This window comes from Streptomyces sp. NPDC058221, from assembly GCF_042882365.1.
Classification (GTDB): domain Bacteria; phylum Actinomycetota; class Actinomycetes; order Streptomycetales; family Streptomycetaceae; genus Streptomyces.
On the sequence record NZ_JBHVWF010000134.1, the window covers coordinates 1,420 to 22,085 of the forward strand.

Annotated in this window: 15 protein-coding genes; 5 read left to right on the forward strand and 10 right to left on the reverse strand. The window is 71.2% G+C overall.

The window, feature by feature from the left end; genetic code table 11:
• Positions 1-512, forward strand: a 512-nt coding sequence (locus ACFVW8_RS31030) for an AfsA-related hotdog domain-containing protein (RefSeq protein ID WP_389695850.1), incomplete at its 5' end; no start/stop codon positions are given.
• A 33-nt stretch (positions 513-545) separates the two neighbouring features.
• Here ACFVW8_RS31030 and ACFVW8_RS31035 read toward each other — a convergent pair.
• Positions 546-1,175 carry a TetR family transcriptional regulator gene (locus ACFVW8_RS31035; RefSeq protein ID WP_389695852.1) on the reverse strand — a complete coding sequence of 210 codons (630 nt, stop codon included), beginning with the start codon at positions 1,173-1,175 and terminating at the stop codon, positions 546-548.
• Positions 1,176-1,269: 94 nt separating this feature from the next.
• Between ACFVW8_RS31035 and ACFVW8_RS31040 the strand changes: the two genes are divergently transcribed.
• The 3 genes from ACFVW8_RS31040 (at position 1,270) to ACFVW8_RS31050 (ending at position 4,444) form a co-directional block, all read left to right on the forward strand.
• Positions 1,270-2,385 carry an oxidoreductase gene (locus tag ACFVW8_RS31040; protein ID WP_389695854.1) on the forward strand — a complete coding sequence of 372 codons (1,116 nt, stop codon included), beginning with the start codon at positions 1,270-1,272 and terminating at the stop codon, positions 2,383-2,385.
• 46 nt (positions 2,386-2,431) lie between these two features.
• Positions 2,432-3,151 carry an HAD family hydrolase gene (locus tag ACFVW8_RS31045; protein WP_389695856.1) on the forward strand — a complete coding sequence of 240 codons (720 nt, stop codon included), beginning with the start codon at positions 2,432-2,434 and terminating at the stop codon, positions 3,149-3,151.
• Between the two features lie 69 nt (positions 3,152-3,220).
• Entirely contained in the window at positions 3,221-4,444 is a 1,224-nt protein-coding gene (locus ACFVW8_RS31050) for an MFS transporter (RefSeq protein WP_389695858.1), read from the forward strand.
• A gap of 141 nt (positions 4,445-4,585) precedes the next feature.
• Here ACFVW8_RS31050 and ACFVW8_RS31055 read toward each other — a convergent pair whose 3' ends face one another.
• The 9 genes from ACFVW8_RS31055 to ACFVW8_RS31095 all read right to left on the reverse strand — a co-directional run bounded on the left by ACFVW8_RS31055 (position 4,586) and on the right by ACFVW8_RS31095 (position 19,247).
• Positions 4,586-7,714, reverse strand: a complete 3,129-nt coding sequence (locus tag ACFVW8_RS31055; RefSeq protein WP_389695860.1) for a GH92 family glycosyl hydrolase — start codon at positions 7,712-7,714, stop codon at positions 4,586-4,588.
• A gap of 176 nt (positions 7,715-7,890) precedes the next feature.
• Positions 7,891-9,555: an MFS transporter gene (locus tag ACFVW8_RS31060; RefSeq protein ID WP_389695862.1), complete on the reverse strand. Its 1,665-nt coding sequence runs from the start codon at positions 9,553-9,555 to the stop codon at positions 7,891-7,893.
• A gap of 120 nt (positions 9,556-9,675) precedes the next feature.
• Positions 9,676-11,991 carry an arylsulfatase gene (locus ACFVW8_RS31065; RefSeq protein WP_389695864.1) on the reverse strand — a complete coding sequence of 772 codons (2,316 nt, stop codon included), beginning with the start codon at positions 11,989-11,991 and terminating at the stop codon, positions 9,676-9,678.
• A gap of 301 nt (positions 11,992-12,292) precedes the next feature.
• Positions 12,293-14,149 carry a dipeptide ABC transporter ATP-binding protein gene (locus ACFVW8_RS31070; protein WP_389695866.1) on the reverse strand — a complete coding sequence of 619 codons (1,857 nt, stop codon included), beginning with the start codon at positions 14,147-14,149 and terminating at the stop codon, positions 12,293-12,295.
• On the reverse strand, positions 14,146-15,027 hold the full coding sequence (locus ACFVW8_RS31075) for an ABC transporter permease (protein WP_389695868.1): 882 nt from the start codon (positions 15,025-15,027) through the stop codon (positions 14,146-14,148). The genes ACFVW8_RS31070 and ACFVW8_RS31075 overlap by 4 nt, the downstream gene beginning before the upstream one ends.
• Positions 15,028-15,032: 5 nt before the next feature.
• Positions 15,033-15,977, reverse strand: coding sequence for an ABC transporter permease (locus tag ACFVW8_RS31080; RefSeq protein WP_389695870.1), 945 nt, complete (start codon positions 15,975-15,977; stop codon positions 15,033-15,035).
• Between the two features lies 1 nt (position 15,978).
• Positions 15,979-17,571, reverse strand: a complete 1,593-nt coding sequence (locus ACFVW8_RS31085; protein ID WP_389695872.1) for an ABC transporter substrate-binding protein — start codon at positions 17,569-17,571, stop codon at positions 15,979-15,981.
• A 319-nt stretch (positions 17,572-17,890) separates the two neighbouring features.
• Positions 17,891-17,962: a putative leader peptide gene (locus tag ACFVW8_RS31090; protein ID WP_317824983.1), complete on the reverse strand. Its 72-nt coding sequence runs from the start codon at positions 17,960-17,962 to the stop codon at positions 17,891-17,893.
• Positions 17,963-18,041: 79 nt separating this feature from the next.
• Positions 18,042-19,247: an ROK family protein gene (locus tag ACFVW8_RS31095; protein ID WP_389695874.1), complete on the reverse strand. Its 1,206-nt coding sequence runs from the start codon at positions 19,245-19,247 to the stop codon at positions 18,042-18,044.
• Between the two features lie 546 nt (positions 19,248-19,793).
• Here ACFVW8_RS31095 and ACFVW8_RS31100 point away from each other — a divergent pair.
• Positions 19,794-20,666 (forward strand): TauD/TfdA dioxygenase family protein (locus tag ACFVW8_RS31100; protein WP_389695876.1); only part of this gene is annotated, 873 nt, incomplete at its 3' end.

Genomic DNA, 20,666 nt, shown 5'->3' on the forward strand with positions numbered 1-20,666 from the left:
CCGTGGACGACAAGCGGTACCGGGTGCTGCGGGGCCGACACCCGGCGAGGCCGTCGACGGACGCCACTGCCGTCGATGCCTTCTCCCGTGTCGCGCCCGCGCTGGTCGGGCGGCAGCGGCACAAGGACACGGTCCTGGCGCCGGGAGCCCACGAGGGACAGTGGAAGCTGTGCCTCGACCTCGCACACGCGGTGCTCTTCGATCACCCCGGCGACCACGTTCCGCTGATGGCCCTACTCGAGGGATTCCGCCAGCTGGGGCATCTGACCTCGTGCGATCCGGCCGGCAACCCCCGCAAACTGGTCGAACTCGGCGTGGGTTTCCGCGCGTTCGCCGAGCTGGACGCGCCGATCCAGCTGTCCCTCGACGCATCCGGGCCCACGGCAGGGGACGCACCCATGGCTCTGACCATGGAGGCCTCGCAGGACGGGCGCTCTCTCGCCCGGTGCGAAACGACCTGGGCCCTCGCGCCCGCACGTCCGACGCGGCTGCCCGAGCGCATCCCCGCCTGAGCGGCTCCCTCCGCCCCGCAGCCCCGGACTGCTTCACGGGCCTTGGGCCGCGGGCTGCTCACTCCCCTCCTTCGGGACACCTTCGATACAGAGCACCAAGGCGTCACACAGGTCATTGACCCTCTCGACGGCTCCCCACCGATCTCCGTACGGCGTGGTGTGCAACACCCCGAACAGCATCACCACCATGAGGTCGGCTACGCGTTTCGGCGACACAGAGGCCGACAGCGTCCCTTCGCCATCGGCCCTCTCGGCCAGCGAGAGCGCCACCTGGAACAGGTCCTCCGTCAACACGGGCAACCGTTTCGCCACGTGCGCGTCCTCGGTCACGAGCCGCAGGGCAGCACGGGCCCGCAGGTCCGACTGCAGCCGCTCGGCCACATCGGCTACGACGCACCGCAGTTGTTGCAAGGCCGGGCCGTCACCCGCCCCCGCAGCCGCCAAGAGCTCACCTGTGACCGTGCCCAAGTGCTCCACCAGGGCCTCGGCAAGCTCCTTCTTCGACGCGAAGTGGCCGTACACGGCCCCCTTCGTCAGGCCCGTCCGGTCTGCGACGTTCTGCAGATTGGCGCTCGCGTAGCCGTATTGAGCGAATTCAGCAGCGGCCGCGTCCAGGACGAGCTCATGCGTACGTCCGGATCGCTCCTGTTTCACCGCTCCCACCTCCTCAAGGGGATCGATCGGCCTCCCTAAAGATACGTCCACGAACGAATTTTTTGCACGACGCCGCCCTCCTTCGGCAAGAAAGAGTCACATCATGCCCGCAACGCGAACACTCGTCCCCGATGTCCTCGCACCGACAGGTCCGCTCTGCGCACCGCCGTCCCTGCTCACCACCGCGGCCGCCTGGGCCGCCTCGGCCGACCGCGAGCGACGTCTGCATCCCGACGTCGTGCGGGCCGTGACCGAGGTCGGATTCGCGCGCCATTTCGTTGTGGCACATGGGGACTCCGGGGCCGGCACCTTCACCGAACTCCTCGCGGCGGCGGCGGCCGTGGCGGACCGCGGCTGCGCGTCGGCTGCGTGGTGCGCGGCGCTGTGGGCGGTGCACGGCCGCTATGCGGCGTTCCTGCCCGAGGAGGGACGGCACGAGATCTGGGCCGATTCTCCCGACGTCCGCATCTCGGCCGGAATTCAACCCTCCGCAGCCACGGCGGTTCCCGTGCCGGACGGGTGGCGGGTGCAGGGAGAGTGGGGCTGCGTCAGCGGAGTGGACGTCGCCGACTGGGTGCTGCTCGCCGCCACCGACGGGGGCGGGGCCGGCCCCCGGGTGTTCGCGGTGCCCCGCGCCGATGTCGTCATCCATGACACGTGGCGGAGTTCGGGCCTGCGCGGTACGGGCAGTAACACTGTCACCGTCGACGCGGTGTCCGTGCCGCACCATCGGACCTTCCCGCTGGCCGAACTGCTCCACGGCCGGCGGGGGACGCTGCGGTCCGGGTGCTGCGCGGCGCCCGCGCACCTGGGTGGAGTCCTGGCCTTCTGCGCCCCCGCGCTCGGGGCCGCGCGCCGCGCGCTGCGGCTGTGGACGGAGTCGGACCCGGAACAAGCCACCGGGGCGGGGCAGGAGACCTTCACCCGTACGTCCGCCGAGATCGACACCGCGCATCTGGTCCTGGAGGCCGCCGCGCGGCGTGCCGACGTGGGCCCGATGGACGAGCGCTCCGTCGCCCACAACAGGCGGGACGCCGCCTTCGCCGCGGATCTGCTGGTCACAGCCGTCGAACGGCTCTTCCGCGCAGCCGGCAGCCGCGCCCACCACGAGGACAGCGAGATGCAGCGCTGCCGGCGGGACGTGCACACCGTCGCCTCGCACGCCGCCCTGCGTTTCTCATCGGCTTCGCGCACGTACGCGGCCCAATTCCACCGCTGACCGGCCCACGCCCACTCCCCCGCCACGCACCCTCGAAGGAACAGCCGTGACCACGACGCCGACCCGGCCCGCTCCGCCCTACCTCGCCTTCACCGACGTGGACGAGACCTTGATCCACTGCAAGAGCATGTTCGAATTCCTCGACCACTACCTCTTCGAGCGGGACGGACGGTGCGGGCTGGAGCGCGCCCGCGCCGTCCGGCAGCACCTGCTGCGCCTGAGCGCCGACGGCCTGCCCCGGGAGGAGGCCAACCGGATCTACTACCGCTCACTGACGGGCGAACCCGTCACCGCGGTCAACCGCTCGGCACGAAGATGGTTCGCCGCACGGTCCGCGGACGACGGCTTCTTCGTGGCGTCGACGCTCGCAGCCCTGGACCACCACCGCACCGCGGGAGCGGCTCTCGTACTGGTGTCCGGTTCCTTCCCGGCCGTGCTGCGCCCTCTTGCGGAGTGGATCGGCGCGGAGCATCTGCTGTGCACACGACCGGAGGTGCGCGACGGGCACTTCACCGGAGAGGTCGTCGGCCCGCCTGCGATCGGCGAGGCCAAGCACACGGCCCTGCGCCTGTTGCTGCACCGCTATCCACACATCGACGCATCCGACTGCTATGGCTACGGCGACCACATCTCGGATCTGCCGATGCTGGCGGAGGTGGGACACCCGGTCGTCGTGGGTGACGACCGGGCACTCGCCGGCCTGCTGCACTCGGCGCCCGCGCTTCGGGACCAGCTCCCACCCCGAAATGATGTGATCACCATGTGAGACATTCTGTCTCGCTGGTCGGTCACGGTGGCATAGTCACCACGTGAGCCCGACTCGAGGAGGCATGCCGTGCGACGTTGGATGATGCTGGCCCTGGGGACCGCCGCGCAAACGGTCGCGTGTGTGTTCGTGTACGGACTCCCGTACGCGTCGGACACCCTGCGAAGCGACAACGGCCTGACCCTCAGTCAAGTGGGCGTGCTCATCGCCTGTCCCACCGCAGGCCTCGTCCTCACCCTCGTGGCATGGGGCGCCCTGGCCGACCGGTACGGCGAGCGAGCGGTCATCACCGCCGGCCTGGCCGGCTGCGCGGTGACGCTGGCGCTGAGCGCGAGGGTCCATCAACTCACTTCTCTGGGGCTCTTGTTCATGCTCGCAGGGGGTGCGAGTGCATCCGTGTACGCAGCAAGCGGCCGGCTCGTCGTGGGCTGGTTCCCCGCACGGGAACGGGGCCTCGCCATGGGGATCCGGCAGACCTCCACCCCGTTGGGCATGGGAGTCGCGGCGCTGATCGTGCCCACACTCACCGAACACGGCGGGCTGGGCGCGACGGTGCTCTTCTGCGCCGCTCTGTGCGCCGGCCTCGCGGTACTGATCGGGCTGCTGGCCGCGGACCCGCCGCGGCCCGGGCGAGGAGCCGCGGACGGGCCGGGCACCGACGCCAATCCGTACCGGCGCCCCACTCTCTGGCGGGTGCACGCCGCCAGCGCCCTGCTGTGTGTACCGCAGTTCACGGCAGCCGCCTTCGCCCTGGTCCTCCTCGTGGACGTACGCGGCTGGAGCACCGTGCACGCGGGTCAGCTCATCGCCCTGGCACAGGTACTGGGCGCCGCGTCCCGGATCGCCGCGGGTCGCTGGTCGGACCGGGTGGGCAGCCGACTGCGGCCGATGCGTCAGCTGTCCGTGGCCATCACCCTGGTCATGGCCGCAACCGCGGTGGGAGTGTGGTGGCCGTCTCCCTGCACGGCCCTGTTCCTGTTCCTCGCGTGCGGCATCACCGCGAGCAGCAACGGGCTGGCCTTCACCGCCACCGCCGAACTCGCGGGTCACACCTGGTCCGGGCGGGCCATGGGCGTGCAGAACACCGGGCAGAACCTGGCCGCGTCGCTCACCCCTGTGGCCGTCGGCGCGCTCATCGGCTCGGCCGGATACGCCTGGGGGTTCGTCGCGGCCGGGCTGATCGGGGCGGTGGCCTGCTGCGTCATCCCGATCGCCGGCGAGACGCGGGACAGCGGCCCCGCATCTCCGAAGGGCTCCATGCGTGCCGAGTCGTCCCCGGCCAGTCGCCCCTGAGAGCGTGTTCCGCCGGTGGCGGGAGCACGCAGCCGGTCGCGGAAGTCCCACGACCGGCCGCGTGCCCGGGTAGGGAGTACGCGAGCCCGCTGACCGGGGAGGCCGGAGGCGCCCCGGTCAGCGCCGCGTCCGTCTTCGCGGTCAGCCGAGACCGACGGCGAAGACGTGCAGGTCCGGATCGTCAGGCAGGGTCACGCTCTTGATCTGTCTGCCCTCCGGCACGTCGAAGGGTTTGGTGGCGAAGACGTACGCCGCGGGGCCACTGCCGCCGGACTGGTTTCGGTGGTCCGTCCGCGCGACGAGCGTGTTGCCGAGTACCGGTTCCGTGCCGCCGCCGGGCATGGTCCAGTCACCGAACGACAGGTCCGCCTCGGCCGTGCTGCCGTCGGTGAAGGTCACCTTGGCGCTGCCCTTGTGATCGCCGTCGGTGGCCGAGCCCACGAAGAGCAGCCGGCCGGCGTCCCCGCCCGCCGCGCCCAGGCCGATCGTCTGACCGTCCGCGGTCACGTTGTCCGCCCGGCCCTGTGGCGCGGCCGGCCAGGTGAACGCGGTGCCCGACACCTCGGTGTGGCCGCCGCTCCGCAGCCCGGCATCGGCAAGCGCCTGCCGCGAGTAGCTGTTGCCGTCACCGTCGTAGTCGCCCTGCCCGTGATCGGAGTCATCGGACACACCTGTGTTGTCGTAGGTGGCCGAGAGGCTGCCCCGCGGCGCCACCAGCACGGTGACGGAGAGCCGTACGGGATCGGCGGCTCCGCTCCCCCGTACCGTCAGCGGCACTTCGTAGTAGCCCTCGGTGGTCCCCGGTCCGGCCGTGACGGTGAGTGCGGCGCTGCCCGAACCTGCCGGGCCGAGCTTCATCGTCGTCTTCCGCGCGCTGGCCGTGAGCCCATCGGGCGCGTCGGCGGTCACCGTCAGGGTCCGGTCGTGTCCGGCCAGACGCTGCCCGGCGATCGTGAGTTCCGCGCCCTTGCCACCGGGTTCGGCCGTGGCCTGACCGGGCGTCGCGTTGACCAGGAAGGGGCGTTCACCCGTGCGGTACGAGGGCGGCGCCGCCTTGGCGGATGTCGCCCAGTCGGTGTCCGGGGTGTCGGACAACGCGAAGTCGAGCCGTCCACCGTCGCGCACCGTCGACTGCGGCAGGTACGTGCGCTCCCAGTCACGCCCGTCGAGCTTCAGCTCGTGCACGTACGGGGTGTCCGCCGAGGCCTTGGGAGCCCGGATGTCAAGATCGGCACCCCGGCCCGGGAGATCCAGCACCGCCCGTTCGAACAGCGGGCTGTGCACGGCGAGATCGGGCGTGCCCGGGGTCGAGGGGTAAATGCCCAGCGCGGCCCAGACATACCACGAGGACTGCGCCCCGAGGTCGTCGTTGCCCGGTTCGCCGTCGGGTGTCGGGCTGAACAGCGTCGTGGCGACGTCCCGTACCGCCTTCTGCGTCTTCCATGGCGTTCCGAGGTGGTTGTAGACCCACGGGACTCCGAAGTTGATCTCGTTGCCCGCCCACATGTAGGGCTCGTTCGGACCGGCGTTGAGCTTGGTGAAGAAGGTGTCGAGCCGTGCGGAGGCGACGTCGCGGCCGCCCATGGACTCGATGAGTCCGGCGGTGTTCTGCGGGACGAGCCAGTTGTACTGGGCCGCGTTGCCCTCGTCGAAGCCGTCCTGACCGAACTTGCCCTCCGGCGGCGGCTGGAAGCCCGGCCCGTCGGGGAACCGGCCGTCCTCGCCGCGTGGCTGGAGGTAACCGGTCGAGGGGTTGAGGATGTTCTGCCAGTTCTGCCCGCGCTTCAGGAAGGTCCGCTCGGTCGCGGTGTCCTTCGCCGCGTGGGCGAGCTGCGCGATGGCGAAGTCGTCGATCGCCCATTCCAGGGTGACCGAGCCGCCGACGCGCTGGTGATCGCCGCGCGAGGCGTCGTTGTTCGGTGCGTAGCCCCGTTCCACGTAGTTGGCGATGTCCGGCCGCTCCTGGTAGGCGCCCGGGGTGCCGTCCACCGTCGTCGCACCCTTGACCAGGTACTTCAGCGCCGTCTTCAGATCGAAGTCACGGGCGCCGAACGCGTAGAGGTTGGCGATGAGAGCCACGGAGTTGTCGCCGGTCATCTGGCCCGTATAGCCGTTGGCCACCGGCCACCGCGGCCACCAGCCGCCCTGCACAGCGTCGTTGACCAACGACTGGGCCATGTCGCTCGCTTCCTTCGGCCAGAGCATCGCCTGGAGCGGGGCGAGCGAGCGGTAGGTGTCCCAGTCGGAGAAGTTGGCGTACTGGGTACGGCCCTTGGGCAGGGTGCGCACCTTGTCGTCGAAGCCGATGTAGCGGCCGTCGGCGTCGTTGAAGGTGTTCGGGTGCATCAGCGAGTGGTAGAGCGAGGTGTAGAACGTCTTCAGCTCGTCCGCGTCCCGGCCGGCCACACGCACCTTGCCCAGCGCCTCGCCCCAGGCGTCCCGGGTCTGCTTGCGCAGGTCCGGAAGGCTCCAGCCGGGCACTTCCGAGGCCATGTTGGCCTTGGCCCCGGCCACGGAGACGTAGCTCATGGAGACCTTGGCGCGCACGGTGCGCGTCTCGCCCGTGCCGAAGGTCAGATAGGCGCCGGCCTTGGGCGCGTCCACGGTGTCACTGTCCTTTGTGACGGCCTTGCCGTCCCAGGTTCCGTGCGCGGTGAAGGGACGGTCGAAGGTGATCGCGTAGTGGACCGTGTACTCGTTGCCCTTGCCGCAGAAGTTGCCCGTGGTGGCGGATCCGGTGACCTCCCGGTCGCCGACGATCCGCATATCGGCCTTCTTGTCGCCGGCCAGGCTGCCGCCGCCCTTGACCAGGACCTGTGCGGCGTCGACGCCTTCGGGGAAGGTGAAGGCCGCCAGACCGGTACGCGTCGTGGCCGTCAGCTCGGCCCGCACTTTCGAGTCGGCGAGCGTCACGGCGTAGTACCCGGGTGACGCCTCCTCGCCGGTGTGCGAGAAGTGCTCGCTGCGGTCCCAGGGCGCCTCGCCGACATCGCCGCTCACCGGCAGGATCGGCACATCGCCGAAGGCGGTGCAGCCGACCGAGGCGTGGTCGAGGCTGAAGCCACGGATCCGGTCGCTGTGGTATTGGTACCCGGCGTACGAGCCGGGAGTGTCGGGCGAGAACTGCATCATCCCGAACGGGGCGGCGGGGCCGGGGAAGTTGTTGATCTCCCCTACGGTCGAGCCGCCGCTGCCTGTGCCGATGAGCGGGTCGACATGATCGGCGGGGTCCTCGACCAGGTGCGCGCCACCCGCAGAAGCCCCTGACAACGTTGTCAGGGCATCGGCGGCCACGGCGGGCTGCACTGTTCCGAGGAGCAGTGCAGCCGCCGCGGCGGTCACTGCGCTCCGGGTTTTCCAACGTCTCACGTACGCCTCCGGTGTGGTGCGGCTCGAAACCCACCACACACTCGGCGACATGGCCGTGTTCCGTCAAGAGCTGGGAGTCATCCCTCAGGACCGGGGCTGTCCTGCCCGCCGGGCGGCCGGTCCTGTTGCTGCCGCTGGGCGGTACGTGGCACAGCCGCGCCCGCCGCTCCCTCGGGGGATGCGCCGGCCTCCGCCCCCGCACCGGGCATCACGCCGCCACCGCGCAGCCGTTCGATGTCCGAGGGGCGCACCTGAATGACGATCAGGGCGATCAGTGCGGCCACCACGGCGAACACGACGGAGACGATGAAGGCGGTGGAGACTCCCGAGGCCAGCACCTGGTCGCCCCAGCGCCCCGGGAGCTGTCCGGTCCTGCGGAACCGGGCGAGCTCGGCAGGGGTCGCGTGCGACAGGAAGTTCGGCACCTGGTCGGTGGCCTCGTTACGGCTGGCCGTACCGAAGACCGTGACGAGGATGGACAGACCGAGCGAACCGCCCACCTGTTGCGTGGTGTTGAGGATTCCGGAGGCCGCTCCGGCGTCCCTCGGCACCACATTGGACACGGCCATCAGCGTCAGCGACACGAACTGCAGCCCCATCCCCAGGCCGAACACCAGCACCGGTCCGAGGAGACTGCCGAGGTAGGTGCTGTCCACATCGGCCTGCGTCAGCCAGCCGAGGCCCACCGCGCAGAGCAGGGCGCCCGTCACCATGAAGGGCTTCGGCCCCCATTTGGGAAGCAGCTGGGACGTGATGCCCGCGCCGACGGCGACGATCGCGCTGACCGGCAGAAAGGCGAGCCCGGCCCGGAGCGGGCTGAAGCCCAGGATGTTCTGCACGAAGAGGGTCAGGAAGAAGAACATCCCGAACATCGCCGCGGCCAGACTCAGCATCATTCCGTACGCGCCCGCGCGGTTGCGGTCGCGGAACATTCGCAGAGGCGTGATGGGCTGCCGCGACCGGCCCTCGATGGCGATGAACAGGGCGAGCAGCACGACGGCCGCGGCGAAGGAGCCCAGGGTGAGGCTGTTGCTCCAGCCCTTCTCGGAGGCGCGGATGAAGCCGTAGACCAGGAGCACCATGCCCAGCGTGGCCGTCAGCGCGCCCAGAACGTCGAAGTGTCCCGGGTGGCGTTCGGACTCCCGGATGTAGCGGGGGGTGGCGAGCGCGATCAGCAGGGCGATGGGGACGTTCACGAAGAAGATCCACCGCCAGTCGAGCCACTCCACCAGCAGCCCGCCCGCCAGCAGCCCGATCGCGCTGCCGCCGGCGGAGACCGCCGCGAACACACCGAACGCCCTGTTGCGTTCGGGGCCTTCGCGGAAGGTCGTGGTGATCAGCGAGAGAGCGGTCGGTGAGGCGATGGCCCCGCCGACGCCCTGGAGCGAGCGTGCGGCCAGCAGCTGCCAGGATTCCTGGGCGAGGCCGCCGAGCAGCGAGGCGAAGGCGAAGAGCAGGACGCCGAAGATGAAGACTCTGCGACGGCCCAGGATGTCGCCCAGCCGCCCGCCCAGCAGGAGCAGTCCGCCGAAGGTCAGCGTGTAGGCGTTGACCACCCAGGACAGGTTCTCGGTGGAGAATCCCAGGGCGGTCTGGATATGCGGAAGGGCGATGTTCACGATGGTGATGTCGAGGACCACCATCAACTGGCACGAGGCGATGACGAGTAGGGCGATCCTGCTGCCGTGTGCCCGCTCCGGGGATTCGGCAGCCTGCCGGGGTGTCGCGTGGGAGTCCGTCATGGGATCGTCTGCAACTCGAGCCGTCAGTGAACGCACTCGTTCACTCCCACGACGTTAGTCCTGCCCGCCGGTCCTCGCCAATCGTGACCAAGACCGGTGGGCAGGCAGGACCGCCACGTCCTATTCGAAGGCTGCTGCCGCCGCCTTGAGCGCCTCGGCGACGGCTTCCGGGGAGTCGGGTCCGGGCTCCCCGGGGCGGTAGGTCACCGACCGCAGGCGGCCCCGGAAGCGGAAGGAGCGGTGGCGTTCGAACAGCGGCCAGGAGACGGGCGACTTGCGGTCGATCCCGATACTGATGCCCTGGAACGGCGCCATCCCGATGAGCTGGTGAACGCTACGGGGCCCGGCCCGCGCCTCGCCGTCGACACTGACGGTGAAGCTCCAGCGCAGCCCCTTCCCGGCCGTGGCGCCGATCACGAGGACATGCTCTCCCGGTGCCAGGGGTCCGGCATCGGTCTCGTGGAGCACGCCGTACTCGTTGTAGGCGAGGCGGAGCCGGCCGTCCTCGACGTACACGCTGTATCCACCGCCCTGGTCACCGTGGGAGACCAGCACTCCTTCGCCCGCCTCGTCGACGACCACGACGATCTCGAAGGAACGCAGCGCCACCAGCCGGGAGGAGCGGTAGCGCTCCAGTTCCGGCGTGCCGGGCAGCAGGGTCAGCGGACGGGCGAGCCGCTCCTCGGACGGGTTGCGGCGGGCGAGGGCGCCGCTGCCGTCGGGCAGCGGGAAGACGCCGTTGCGCCAGGCCGCCTTCTCCCAGGCCGCGGAGAGCTCCTTGACGAGGCCGGGGCGCTCGGCGGCGAGGTCGTGGATCTCGGTCGGGTCGGTCCGGATGTCGTACAGCGCCCATTCGGAGTCGTCGTAGGGGGTGCCGGGCCGGTGGAGGGTGACGAGCTTGTGGCCGTCCCGGTAGTAGCTCCGGTTGCCGGTCATCTCGCAGTACTGCTCGGGATGGGTGGATGAGTGCAGCGCGTCGGCGAGTACCGGCGCGAAGCCGACGCCGTCCGGCTCCTGGAGGGTGATGCCGCGCCGCTCGGCCGGCCGCTCCTGACCGGCCAGCCGCAGCAGGGTGGGCGCGATGTCGGTCACGTACTGGTACTGGGTGCGCAGGCCGGGGTCGAGCTGCCCCTCGCGGACCCCCTTCGGCCACGACAGCACGAAGGGAACGCGCACCCCTCCCGCGTAGGTGTGCCCCTTGTAGAGGCGGAAGGGGGTGTTGGAGGCCATGCCCCAGCCGCGCGGGTAGTGCACCAGACTGCGCGGACCGCCGATGAGCTCGGGGTCGCGGTCGACGTCGGGGGTCCAGTCGTCGGGGAGCGCCGGGTGGTGCACGAAGCGGCTGAAATAGGAGCGGGTGCCCTCGGCGCCGCCCTCGCCGGTGCCGCCGTTGTCGGAGGTGAAGACGATGATGGTGTTGTCGAGCTCGCCGAGCGCGTCGAGCGTTTCGGTGAGCCGGCCCAGGTTCTGGTCGATGTTGTCGACGAGTGCCGCATACACCTCCATGTAGCGGGCGTAGAGCTTCTGCTGCTCCTCGGTGAGGCTCTCCCACGCGGGTACGTCGAGTCCGGCTTCGCTGTTGCGGTCGGGCAGCTCGGTGCCGGACGGGAAGAGGCCGTCGGCGAGCTGGGCGGCGAAGCGCCGCTCACGCAGTACGTCCCAGCCCTCGTCGTAGCGGCCCCGGTGGCGGGCGATGTCCTCCTCCTTGGCCTGCAGCGGGCCGTGGACCGCGTTGTGCGCGAGGTAGAGGAGGAACGGCTTGTCGGGGTCGTGGGCGCGGAGCGACTTCACCATGGAGATGGCCTGGTCGGTGATGTCGTCGGTGTAGTAGTAGCCGTCGGGGAACTCGTCGATGTCCAGTGGGCTGTTGTCACGGACGAGCTGGTGCGGGTGGAAGAGACTGGTGAGGCCCTCCAGGACGCCGTAGTACTGGTCGAAGCCCTTGCGCAGCGGCCAGTTCTCCCGGTCGTCGGCGGCGTTGGACGCCGAGTCGCGGACCAGATGCCATTTGCCGACGGCGTAGGTGGCGTAGCCGGAGTCGTGGAGGAGTTCGGCCAGGGTCGGGATGTCGTCGGCGATCTCCATGCCGTACCCGGGGAAGCCGGGGTCGGAGTTGGCGACCATGGAGTAGCCGACGCGGTGCGGGTTGAGGCCGGTGAGGAGGGCGGCCCGGGCAGGCGAACACAGCGGCATGGTGTGGTAATTGGTGAGCCGGACACCGTCCTCGGCCAGTGCGTCGAGGGTCGGGGTGGCGATCTCGGAGCCGAACGGGCCGATATCGCTGTAGCCCATGTCGTCGACGAGGACGACGACGATGTTGGGCGCCTTGTGCCCCGGGTTCCTGCGCGGGGGCCAGGCCGGTTCGGAGTCGGCGAAGGTGCGGCCGATCCGGCCGGTGAAGCCTTCGTAGGGGTCGCGGTGGGTGCTGTCGGTCATCGGCTCGGGGCTCCGTCGTCGTTCGTCGGGGAGGGCGGGAGGAGGCGGGCCGGTTCATCGGCGAGGGAGGTGAGCGCGCGCCCGGGGTGTCCGGCGAAGGCCGCGATCTGCCCGCGATCTGAAGGAGTGTGCCGGCGCCTGTGCCGGTCAGCAGCTCGGGGTCGAGCAGGACCGGGACGATGGGCCGGATCGCCTCGGTGGCCGAGGGTTCGGTGTGCGACACCGGGCGGCGGGGCCGTGCGGCGTACCGGTGGGAGTGGCAGTACGCCCGTACAGGCGCGTCCGGGGGTGCAGCACGCGCTCACGCGAGCACTCCCGTCTTCTCGGTGTGCGCGGCACGGGCTGCCTGCGGTACGGGTTCGGGCGCCGCGGCCAGCAGGGCGCGGGTGTACGGGTCGCGGGGGCGCTCGCAGACCTCGTCGGCGCTGCCCGTCTCCACGATCCGGCCCCGGTGCATGACGGCGATGCGGTGGCTGACCTGCCGGACGACCGCGAGATCGTGCGCGATGAAGACCAGGGCGAGGCCGAGGTCGCGCTGGAGGTCGGTGAGCAGTCCGACGATCTGTGCCTGGACGGAGACGTCGAGCGCGGAGACGGGTTCGTCGCAGATGAGGACGGACGGTTCGGGGGCGAGCGCGCGGGCGATCCCGATGCGCTGGCGCTGGCCGCCGGAGAAGGAGCGCGGGTGCCGGTCGGCGACGGCCGGGTCCAGGCCCGCCCGGCGCAGCAGCTCCGCCACCCGCTCGGTGCGTTCGTCCCGGTTGCCCAGGCCGAACGCGATGAGGGGTTCGGCGACGATTTCGCCCACCGTCATCCGGGGGTTGAGCGAGGCGTAGGGGTCCTGGAACACCATCTGGACCTGGCGGCGCACCGCGTGCAGCGTGCGGCGCGAGGGCCGGGTGATGTCATCGCCGCGCAGCCGGATGCTGCCGCCGTCCGACGTATGGGCGTGCGCCAGCACCCGGGCCAGGGTCGACTTCCCGGAGCCGGACTCGCCGACGATGCCCAGGGTCTCGCCCTCCGCGAGGGTCAGCGACACCCCGTCGAGCGCCGCGGGGCCGCGCCTGCGGGGACCGCGCCCCCGGTACGTCTTGGACAGCCCGTCGGCCTCCAGGACGACCGCGCCGGGAGCCGGACGGTCGATACGGGCCGGGGCGGCGGGCGCGGGCAGCGGCCCGGTGCGCCCGGCGGCCGGCAGGCAGGCCGCCCGGACCCCGTTCGCCAGCCGCGTCAGTGCGGGTGTTCCGGTGCGGCAGCGGTCCTCGACGAGGGTGCAGCGGTCGGCGAAGGCGCAGCCGTCCCCGAGCAGGGTGAGGTCGGGCGGGCTGCCGGGGATGCCGGTGAGCCGGGTTCCTGACGGGGCGGAGAGACGGGGCACGGCCGCGAGGAGGCCCGCTGTGTACGGGTGGCTTGGGCGGGTGAGCACCTCGGCGGTGGGGCCGTCCTCGACGACGGTGCCGCCGTACATGACCAGGACGCGTTCGCAGGAGCGGGCGACGACGCCCATGTTGTGCGTGATGAGGACGAGTGCGGTGCCGGTCTCGCGGTTGAGGCCGGCCAGCAGCGTGAGGATCTGGTCCTGGACGGTGGCGTCGAGCGCGGTCGTCGGTTCGTCGGCGAGCAGGATGTCGGGCTCGCCGGCCAGCGCCATCGCGATGAGGATGCGCTGGCGCTGGCCTCCGGAGAACTGGTGCGGGTGGTCGTCCGCGCGCCGGTGCGGCTCGGGGATGCCGACCCGCTCCAGGAGTTCGACGGTGCGCGCCCGGCGGGCGGCGCGGTCGCGGTTGCCGTGGGCGCGGAGCACCTCGTCGATGTGCCGGCCGGCCGTCAGCACCGGGTTCAGGGCGGTCATCGGGTCCTGGAAGATCATGCCGATGCGGGCGCCGCGCACCGCGCGCAGCTCCTTGTCGGTGGCGGTGGCCAGGTCCTGGCCGTCCAGGCTGACCGTCCCGCTGGTGATGCGTCCGGTGCCCGGCAGCATCCGCGTCAGGGCGAGCGCGGTGGTGGACTTCCCGGAACCGGACTCGCCGACGACGGCCAGCGTCTCGCCGCGGTTCAGGGTGAACGACACATCGCGCACGGCGCGCAGCGCCGAACCGTCGGCGGCGGTGAACTCGACGCCGAGGTCGCGGACCTGCAGCAACTCCTGGGCGGTCATCGGCGTATCTCCCGGTTGAGCGCCTCGGAGACGAGCGAGAGTCCGAGGACGAGCGCGGTCACGGTGATCAGGGGGCCCGCGGCGAAGTTCGGGGCCTGGGCGAGATAGGGCATGGACTGGCTCAGTACGGCTCCGAGCGTGGGCTCCGGAGGCCGTACGCCCACGCCGAGGAAGCTCATCGCGCCCTCGATGAAGACGGCGACGGTGAGGGAGACGGCGATCTGCACGACGAGCGGGTCGGCGGCGTTGGGCAGGATGTGCCGGACCAGCACCCGGCGGCCCGAACCGCCCCCGACCCTGGCGGCCGTCACGTACTCCCGCTCCCGCTCGACGAGGATCCCGCCGCGCAGCAGCCTTCCGAACGCCGGGATCTCGGCGAGCGCGATGACGAGAACGACGGGGAACCGACCGGGGCCGAGGATCGCTGTGACGGCGAGCGCCAGGATCAGGCCGGGGAAGGCGAGCAGCAGGTCGAAGACCCGCTGGACGACGGTGTCGGCCACCGGGTGCGCCGCGGCGACGAGGCCGAACAGGCAGCCGAGCGCGGCGCCGATGGGGACGGCGAGCGAGATGATGCCGAGGTCGGCGCGGATGCCGTACAGCAGCCGGCTGAGCAGGTCCCGGCCGAGGTCGTCGGTGCCGAGGGGATGCCCTGGGGTGCCGAGGGCGGCGAGGCTCCGGCCGCTCTGGTCGGTGGGGCCGTGCCCGGCGAGTACGGGTGCGAGCAGCCCGGCCAGGACGACCGCGCCGACGAGGACGAGCCCGGTGCGGGCGCGTGCGGTGGACAGGGCTCTGCGGTAGGGGTGGCGGGCCCGGCTGCGCGCCTTCGGGGCAGTGGGCGACGGGCCTGCGGTGAGGAGGTCGGCGGTCGGTGTCATGAGGGTTACTCCCACCTGATCCTGGAGTCGAGCCAGGCGTACACGAGGTCCGTGAGCAGCTGGACGAGGACGAAGACGGCGACCAGGAGCAGCAGCAGGTCCTGGACGACCGGGTAGTCCCGCCGGATGAGGCCCTGCTGGGCGAGCTGGCCGAGGCCCGGCCAGGCGAAGATCGCCTCGACGAGTACGGCTCCGCCGAGCAGGTGCCCGGTCTGCATGCCGAGCAGGGTGACGACGGGCGGGAGGGCGTTGGGCAGGGCGTGGCGCCACAGGAGCCGGCGCGGGGCGACCCCGGCGGCGGTGGCGGTGCGGATGTGGTCCTCCGCCAGTCCGCGTTCGATGCCGTCCTTGAGGTAGCGGCCGAGGACGGCGGCGCTGGGCAGCGCCAGGCAGAGCGCGGGCAGCAGCAGATACTGCACCGCGAGGTCGGGCGCGGCCAGGAAGGCGACCCGGCCGCCGGGCGGCAGCACGCCGAGGGCCACGGCGAACAGCAGCACGAGCAGCACTCCGCTGACGAAGGGCGGCACGGCCAGGGCGGCGGTCGTGGTCACCCGGATCGCGGTCCGGATCCAGCGGCTTCGGGAGGTGGCCCCGAGGATGCCGAAGGCGGTCCCGAGCACGATGACGAACAGCAGGGCTGCCACGGTGAGTTCGGTGGTGGCGCCGAGCCCGTCCCCGATCAGGTCGGCGGTCTGCCCGCCGATCGCGTACGAGGGGCCGAGGTCGCCCGTCAGCAGGGAGCCGATCCAGTGCGCGTACTGGGAGAGCAGGGGTGCGTCGAGACCGAGCCGGTCCCGGATGGCGTCGACGGTCGCCGCGTCCGCGTCGGGTCCGGCGAGGGTGGTGGCGGGGTCACCGGGGACGAGCCGCAGGATGGTGAAGATCAGGAACGAGGCGGCGATCAGGACCAGGAGGGCGGACGGGAGCCGCCGGAGCAGGTAGCTGCGCATGTCACACCAGGTAGGCGTGGTCGAGGTTGAGGTAGGAGAACTTGTTCAGGGTGACGCCGTGCAGTCCGTCGGCGGCCACCTGGACCCGTCCGCGTACGACGAGGTCGATGAGGAACGCCTCGTCGAGCAGGATGGTGGAGATCTTCTCGTGCTGGGCGTTGGCCACCGCCGCGCTCGTCTCCGGCTTGGTCCAGGCGTCCCGCACGACCTTGGTGTACTCGGCCGAGCGGTACTTGGAGGTGTTCTTCGCCTCGTTGAACGGATAGGCGCTCACGGCAAGGGTGGAGGGCTGGACCTGTGCGAAGCCGTGTCCCATGGTCCACAGGGCCGGCATGTCCTGGGAGATCAGCTTCTTCTGCCCGGTGGCCGGGTCGGTCGGCTGGAGTGTGACCCGGACGCCCACCTGCTTGAGGTCGTACTGAATGGATTCGGCGATGGCAGTGTCGCCGGGCAGCGCGAGGTGCAGCAGCGGGAGTTCGAGCTTGCTGTGCCCGGCGGACTTCAGCAGCTCCCGGGCCTTTCCGGGGTTGTGGGAGTAGTGGGTACGGTGCGCCTCGGTGAAGGCGGGTGAGGACTTGGGCCACGGGGCGGCGGAGGCGAGGCCGTAGCCTCCGAGGGTCTGCGCGAGCAGCCGGTCGCGGTCGATGGCCCAGGCGAGCGCCTGGCGGACGGTCCGGTCGTCGAGCGGGGCGACGGTGGTGTTGACGCCGAGGTAGACGGCGCCGGCGCCCGTGTCGTAGTTCTCGATGGTGAGGTGCGGGGCGCTCTTGACGACGCCGAGGCTCTTGCCGGGGACGTCGAAGGAGAGCTGGGACTGGCCGGAGCGCAGCGACGATATCAGCGCGTCTGCCTGGGGTATCACCCGCAGTTCGACCCCGTCGAGGTAGGGACGCCCGGCCTGCCAGTACGCGTCGTTCCTGGTGAGGCTCAGACCGGAGCCGGGGCTCCACTTCCTGAGCTTGAACGGGCCGGTTCCGATGAGCTTCCTGCCGGTGACGGCGTCCTCGACCGTCTCCGAGTCCGCGATGATCATGAACTCGAAGAGGTCGAAGAGGTTGTTCACGCGGCGCGCCAGCTTGAGGACCAGTTCGTGGTCGCCGCGCTTCTCGAAACCGGTGATCGTGGCCGCCGTGCTGCGCAACTGGGCCGCGCGCACGGGGTTCTGCAGGTTCTTCACGGCGAAGACGACGTCGTCCGCGGTGAACTTGCGGCCGTTGTGGAACGTCACGTCGTCGCGCAGCCGCAGCGTGATGCTGCGCCCGTCCTTGGCGTACGTCCACGAGGTGGCCAGCTCCGGCTTGGGGCTGAGCCTGTCGTCGTAGCGGGTCAGGGTGTTGAAGACCAGCCGGTGCTGGAGGGACTGGCTGCCCTGGGAGAACAGCAGGGCGGGGGTGAAGTCGCTGTTGACAGCGATGTTGAGCACTCCGCCGCGCTTGGGCGCGGCGCTCGCGCCCTGCGGGGCGGACGAGGATTCGGACACCGCCGAGCGGCAGCCCGCCAGGCCCGTTCCGAGGAGCAGGGTGCCGCCGCCCGCGGCGCGCAGCGTGGAGCGCCGGGACGGGCCGGGGGGCGTGAAGGGGTACAGCTCGGTCATCGAAGCCTGCCTGTGACGGTGAAGGAGGGTGAAAGGGAGGTGCGGCGGGGCACGTTCACGTATTGGTTCCGCTGCGGGAGGAATTGCCCGACAGCGGTGCTCAGCTCGAAGGACGTGCCGTCCGGGACCGCTCCGCGGACATACGGAATCGGCACGGCCGGCCGGGCCGGTCGTGGAGGAACGGGAGGTCAGGCCGTCAGGCCGTGACGTTGCGCGGGACCTCGGGGCTGCGGCCCGTCCGGGGACTCAGTGCCGCATGCGATGTCTCAGCGGTGCGTCGGGAGCACCGGGGCCTGGACCGTGGAAGAGGCGGTCCGGCTCAGCTGTGGACGGCACAGACCGCGCTGGCCTGTCGACAGAGGTCGACGTGCCTGCGGGAGATGAGGCGCATGTCCGGGTTCACGGGAGCAATATGACAGTGGCTTCGCCGGACGGTCAACCTGCCAGGTCCGGATCCTGGCACCGGGCGGCTACTCGACGGAGGTCGCCAAAGGGCTCCTGAACAGCGGGTTCAGCAAAATGGTGCCCGCCGCGACGGGAAGCACCGCCGTCCCGGCATGCGGACTGACGATCCGTTCGGGATCCCCGCAGACGTGGGAGTGGTCCACCGCCGCGCCCCGGATCTCCTCCAGATACTCCGGATTCACCAGGCTGGAGTGCTCGGTGACCACGACCAGGTCGGGGTTGAGGACATCCAGCAGCAGGGCGGTTGCCCGGCCGACCGCGCGGGCCCGTTCGCGCAGCAGCCGGTCCGCGCGCCGGTCGCCTGCCGCGGCCGCGTCCACCACCAGGAAGGCATCGGGCTCGGGCACGATCCCGCGCCGCACGGCGGTCTGCGCGACCGCGGTGTTGGACGCCGTCGCCTCCAGGCAGCCGGACCGTCCGCAGGGGCAGAGGGCTGTGGAGTCCGGCACGGGCAGATGCGCCACGTCCCCGGCACCGGAGCCCGGCCCCTGGTGGACCACCCCGGCGATGCCCAGCGCCGCGTCGACCACGTTGCCGATGAAGAGGTGGACCAGGCTGCGCCGGGCCGCAGGCCGGCCGAAGAGGATCTCGGACTGGGCCACGGCCCGGGCGTGGTTGTCGATCCGCACGTCGAGTCCGCCCAGGCCACGGGCGAGTTCGGCGGCGAGCGGCCGCTGCGACCAGCCGAGCGACTGATGCCGCACGGCCGTCCCCGTCGCCGGGTCCACCCAGCCGCCCAGGGCCGCGCCCACACCCAGCAGACGCCGGCCGCGCCCGGCCTCGGCGAGAAAGGCCCGCAGCCCCTGGACGATCCTGAGCGGCAGGTCTGCGGGAGCGATGCCGTCGTGCCAGAGGTTCCGCCGGTCCAGGAGCCGGCCGCGCAGGTCGAGCAGGCCGAACGTCGAGCCCGGCACCCCGATGTGCACACCGCCCACCAACGGGCCGCCGCTCTCCCCGGTGTGCAGGTCGACCGGGATCTGCGGTCGCCCGACGCCCTTGCTGGCCACCAGTTCGGGCAACTCCCTGACCAGGCCCAGACGTACGAGGTCGGTGCACTGCCGGGAGACGGCGGCGGGGCTGAGCCCGGAGCGTTCGGCGATGGCCCGGCGGGCGACGGGCCCGTGGTCGAGCACGGTCCGCAGCACCGTGGCCGCATTGGTCTGGCGCCTGCCGTCACCGGTGGCGCGTGAGAGGTGGGGGGCGGCTGTCATGGGGTCTTCCTTCGGTCCTGCGACGCCGGGGCGGTCGCAACGTTACGGCGGCATGAAATCGCGCGGGTCCTGGCACCCGGCCCGCCGACGGGATCTGCGACCTGTTCGGCAGTACGGCCAAAACCCCAGGCCAGGCAGGGGATTTCGGTATCCGCCCGGAGGGGTGCGGGGCTTGTGCAGGCGCCGATTGAACCACTGCCCGGCGCCCTGCGTGGGGCCGGCGGGTGCTTGACGTACGCCGCGGGGCGCTGGAAGTCTCCGGGACATGTTCGCGACGGCAGTTACCGATGCGCGGCCCGCCCGCGCCGGCCGCCCCGCCATGACGCCCGGGTGTCCGGGCCTCTGTACCGCCGCCTGACCGCAGCCGGCTCACCGCGCCCCGGACGGTTCCGCCCCACCGCGCATCCGCTCCCGTGACACCGCTCCCGTGTCCGCCCGCGACCGTCTCACGCCCCAATTACTTCCTCTCCAAGATTAATCAAAGCGCCATCGGCCGGGCCGCTCGGACGGCTGCCGACGAGCGCGTCCTGAGAAGGGAATTCCGTCATGTCCTCCACCACCACCGCCCCGGCTCCCGCCATCACCGTCCAGAAGCTCGGCGGCCGCATCGGCGCCGTCATCTCCGGGGTGCGCCTCGGCGGCGACCTCGCTCCCGAGACCGTCGCGGCCGTCCGGGCCGCGCTGCTGGCCAACAAGGTCGTCTTCTTCCGTGACCAGGACCACCTGGACGAGGACAGCCACGAGGCGTTCGGCCGGCTGCTCGGCACGCCGGTCGCCCACCCGACCGTCCCGTCCGCCGACGGCCGCTACTCGCTCGGCATCGACTCCGACCACGGCGGCCGGGCCAACCAGTGGCACACCGACGTCACCTTCGTCCCCGCCTACCCGGCCTTCTCCATCCTCCGGGCCGTCGTGATCCCCCCGTACGGCGGCAACACCCTGTGGTCCAACACCGCTGCCGCGTACGCCGAGCTGCCCGAGCAGCTGCGCGCGCTGGCGGACAGTCTGCGGGCCGTCCACTCCAACGACTACGACTACGCCGCGTTGCGTCCGAACGCCGTGCCGGAGGCCCTCGCCAAGTACAAGGAGGTCTTCACCTCGACGAAGTTCCTCACCGAGCACCCGGTGGTCCGCGTCCACCCGGAGACCGACGAGCGCGTCCTGCTCCTCGGCAACTTCGTCCAGCGGATCAGCGGTCTGACCGGCCGAGACTCCCGGGCCCTCGTCGATCTGTTCCAGTCCCACATCGAGCGCCCGGAGAACACGGTGCGCTGGGACTGGCAGGTGGGCGACGTCGCCATCTGGGACAACCGCGCCACCCAGCACTACGGCGTGGACGACTCCGACACCCACGAGACCAAGAAGCGCCGCGTCAGCATCGACGGTGACATCCCTGTCGGTGTCGATGGGCGCTCCGCC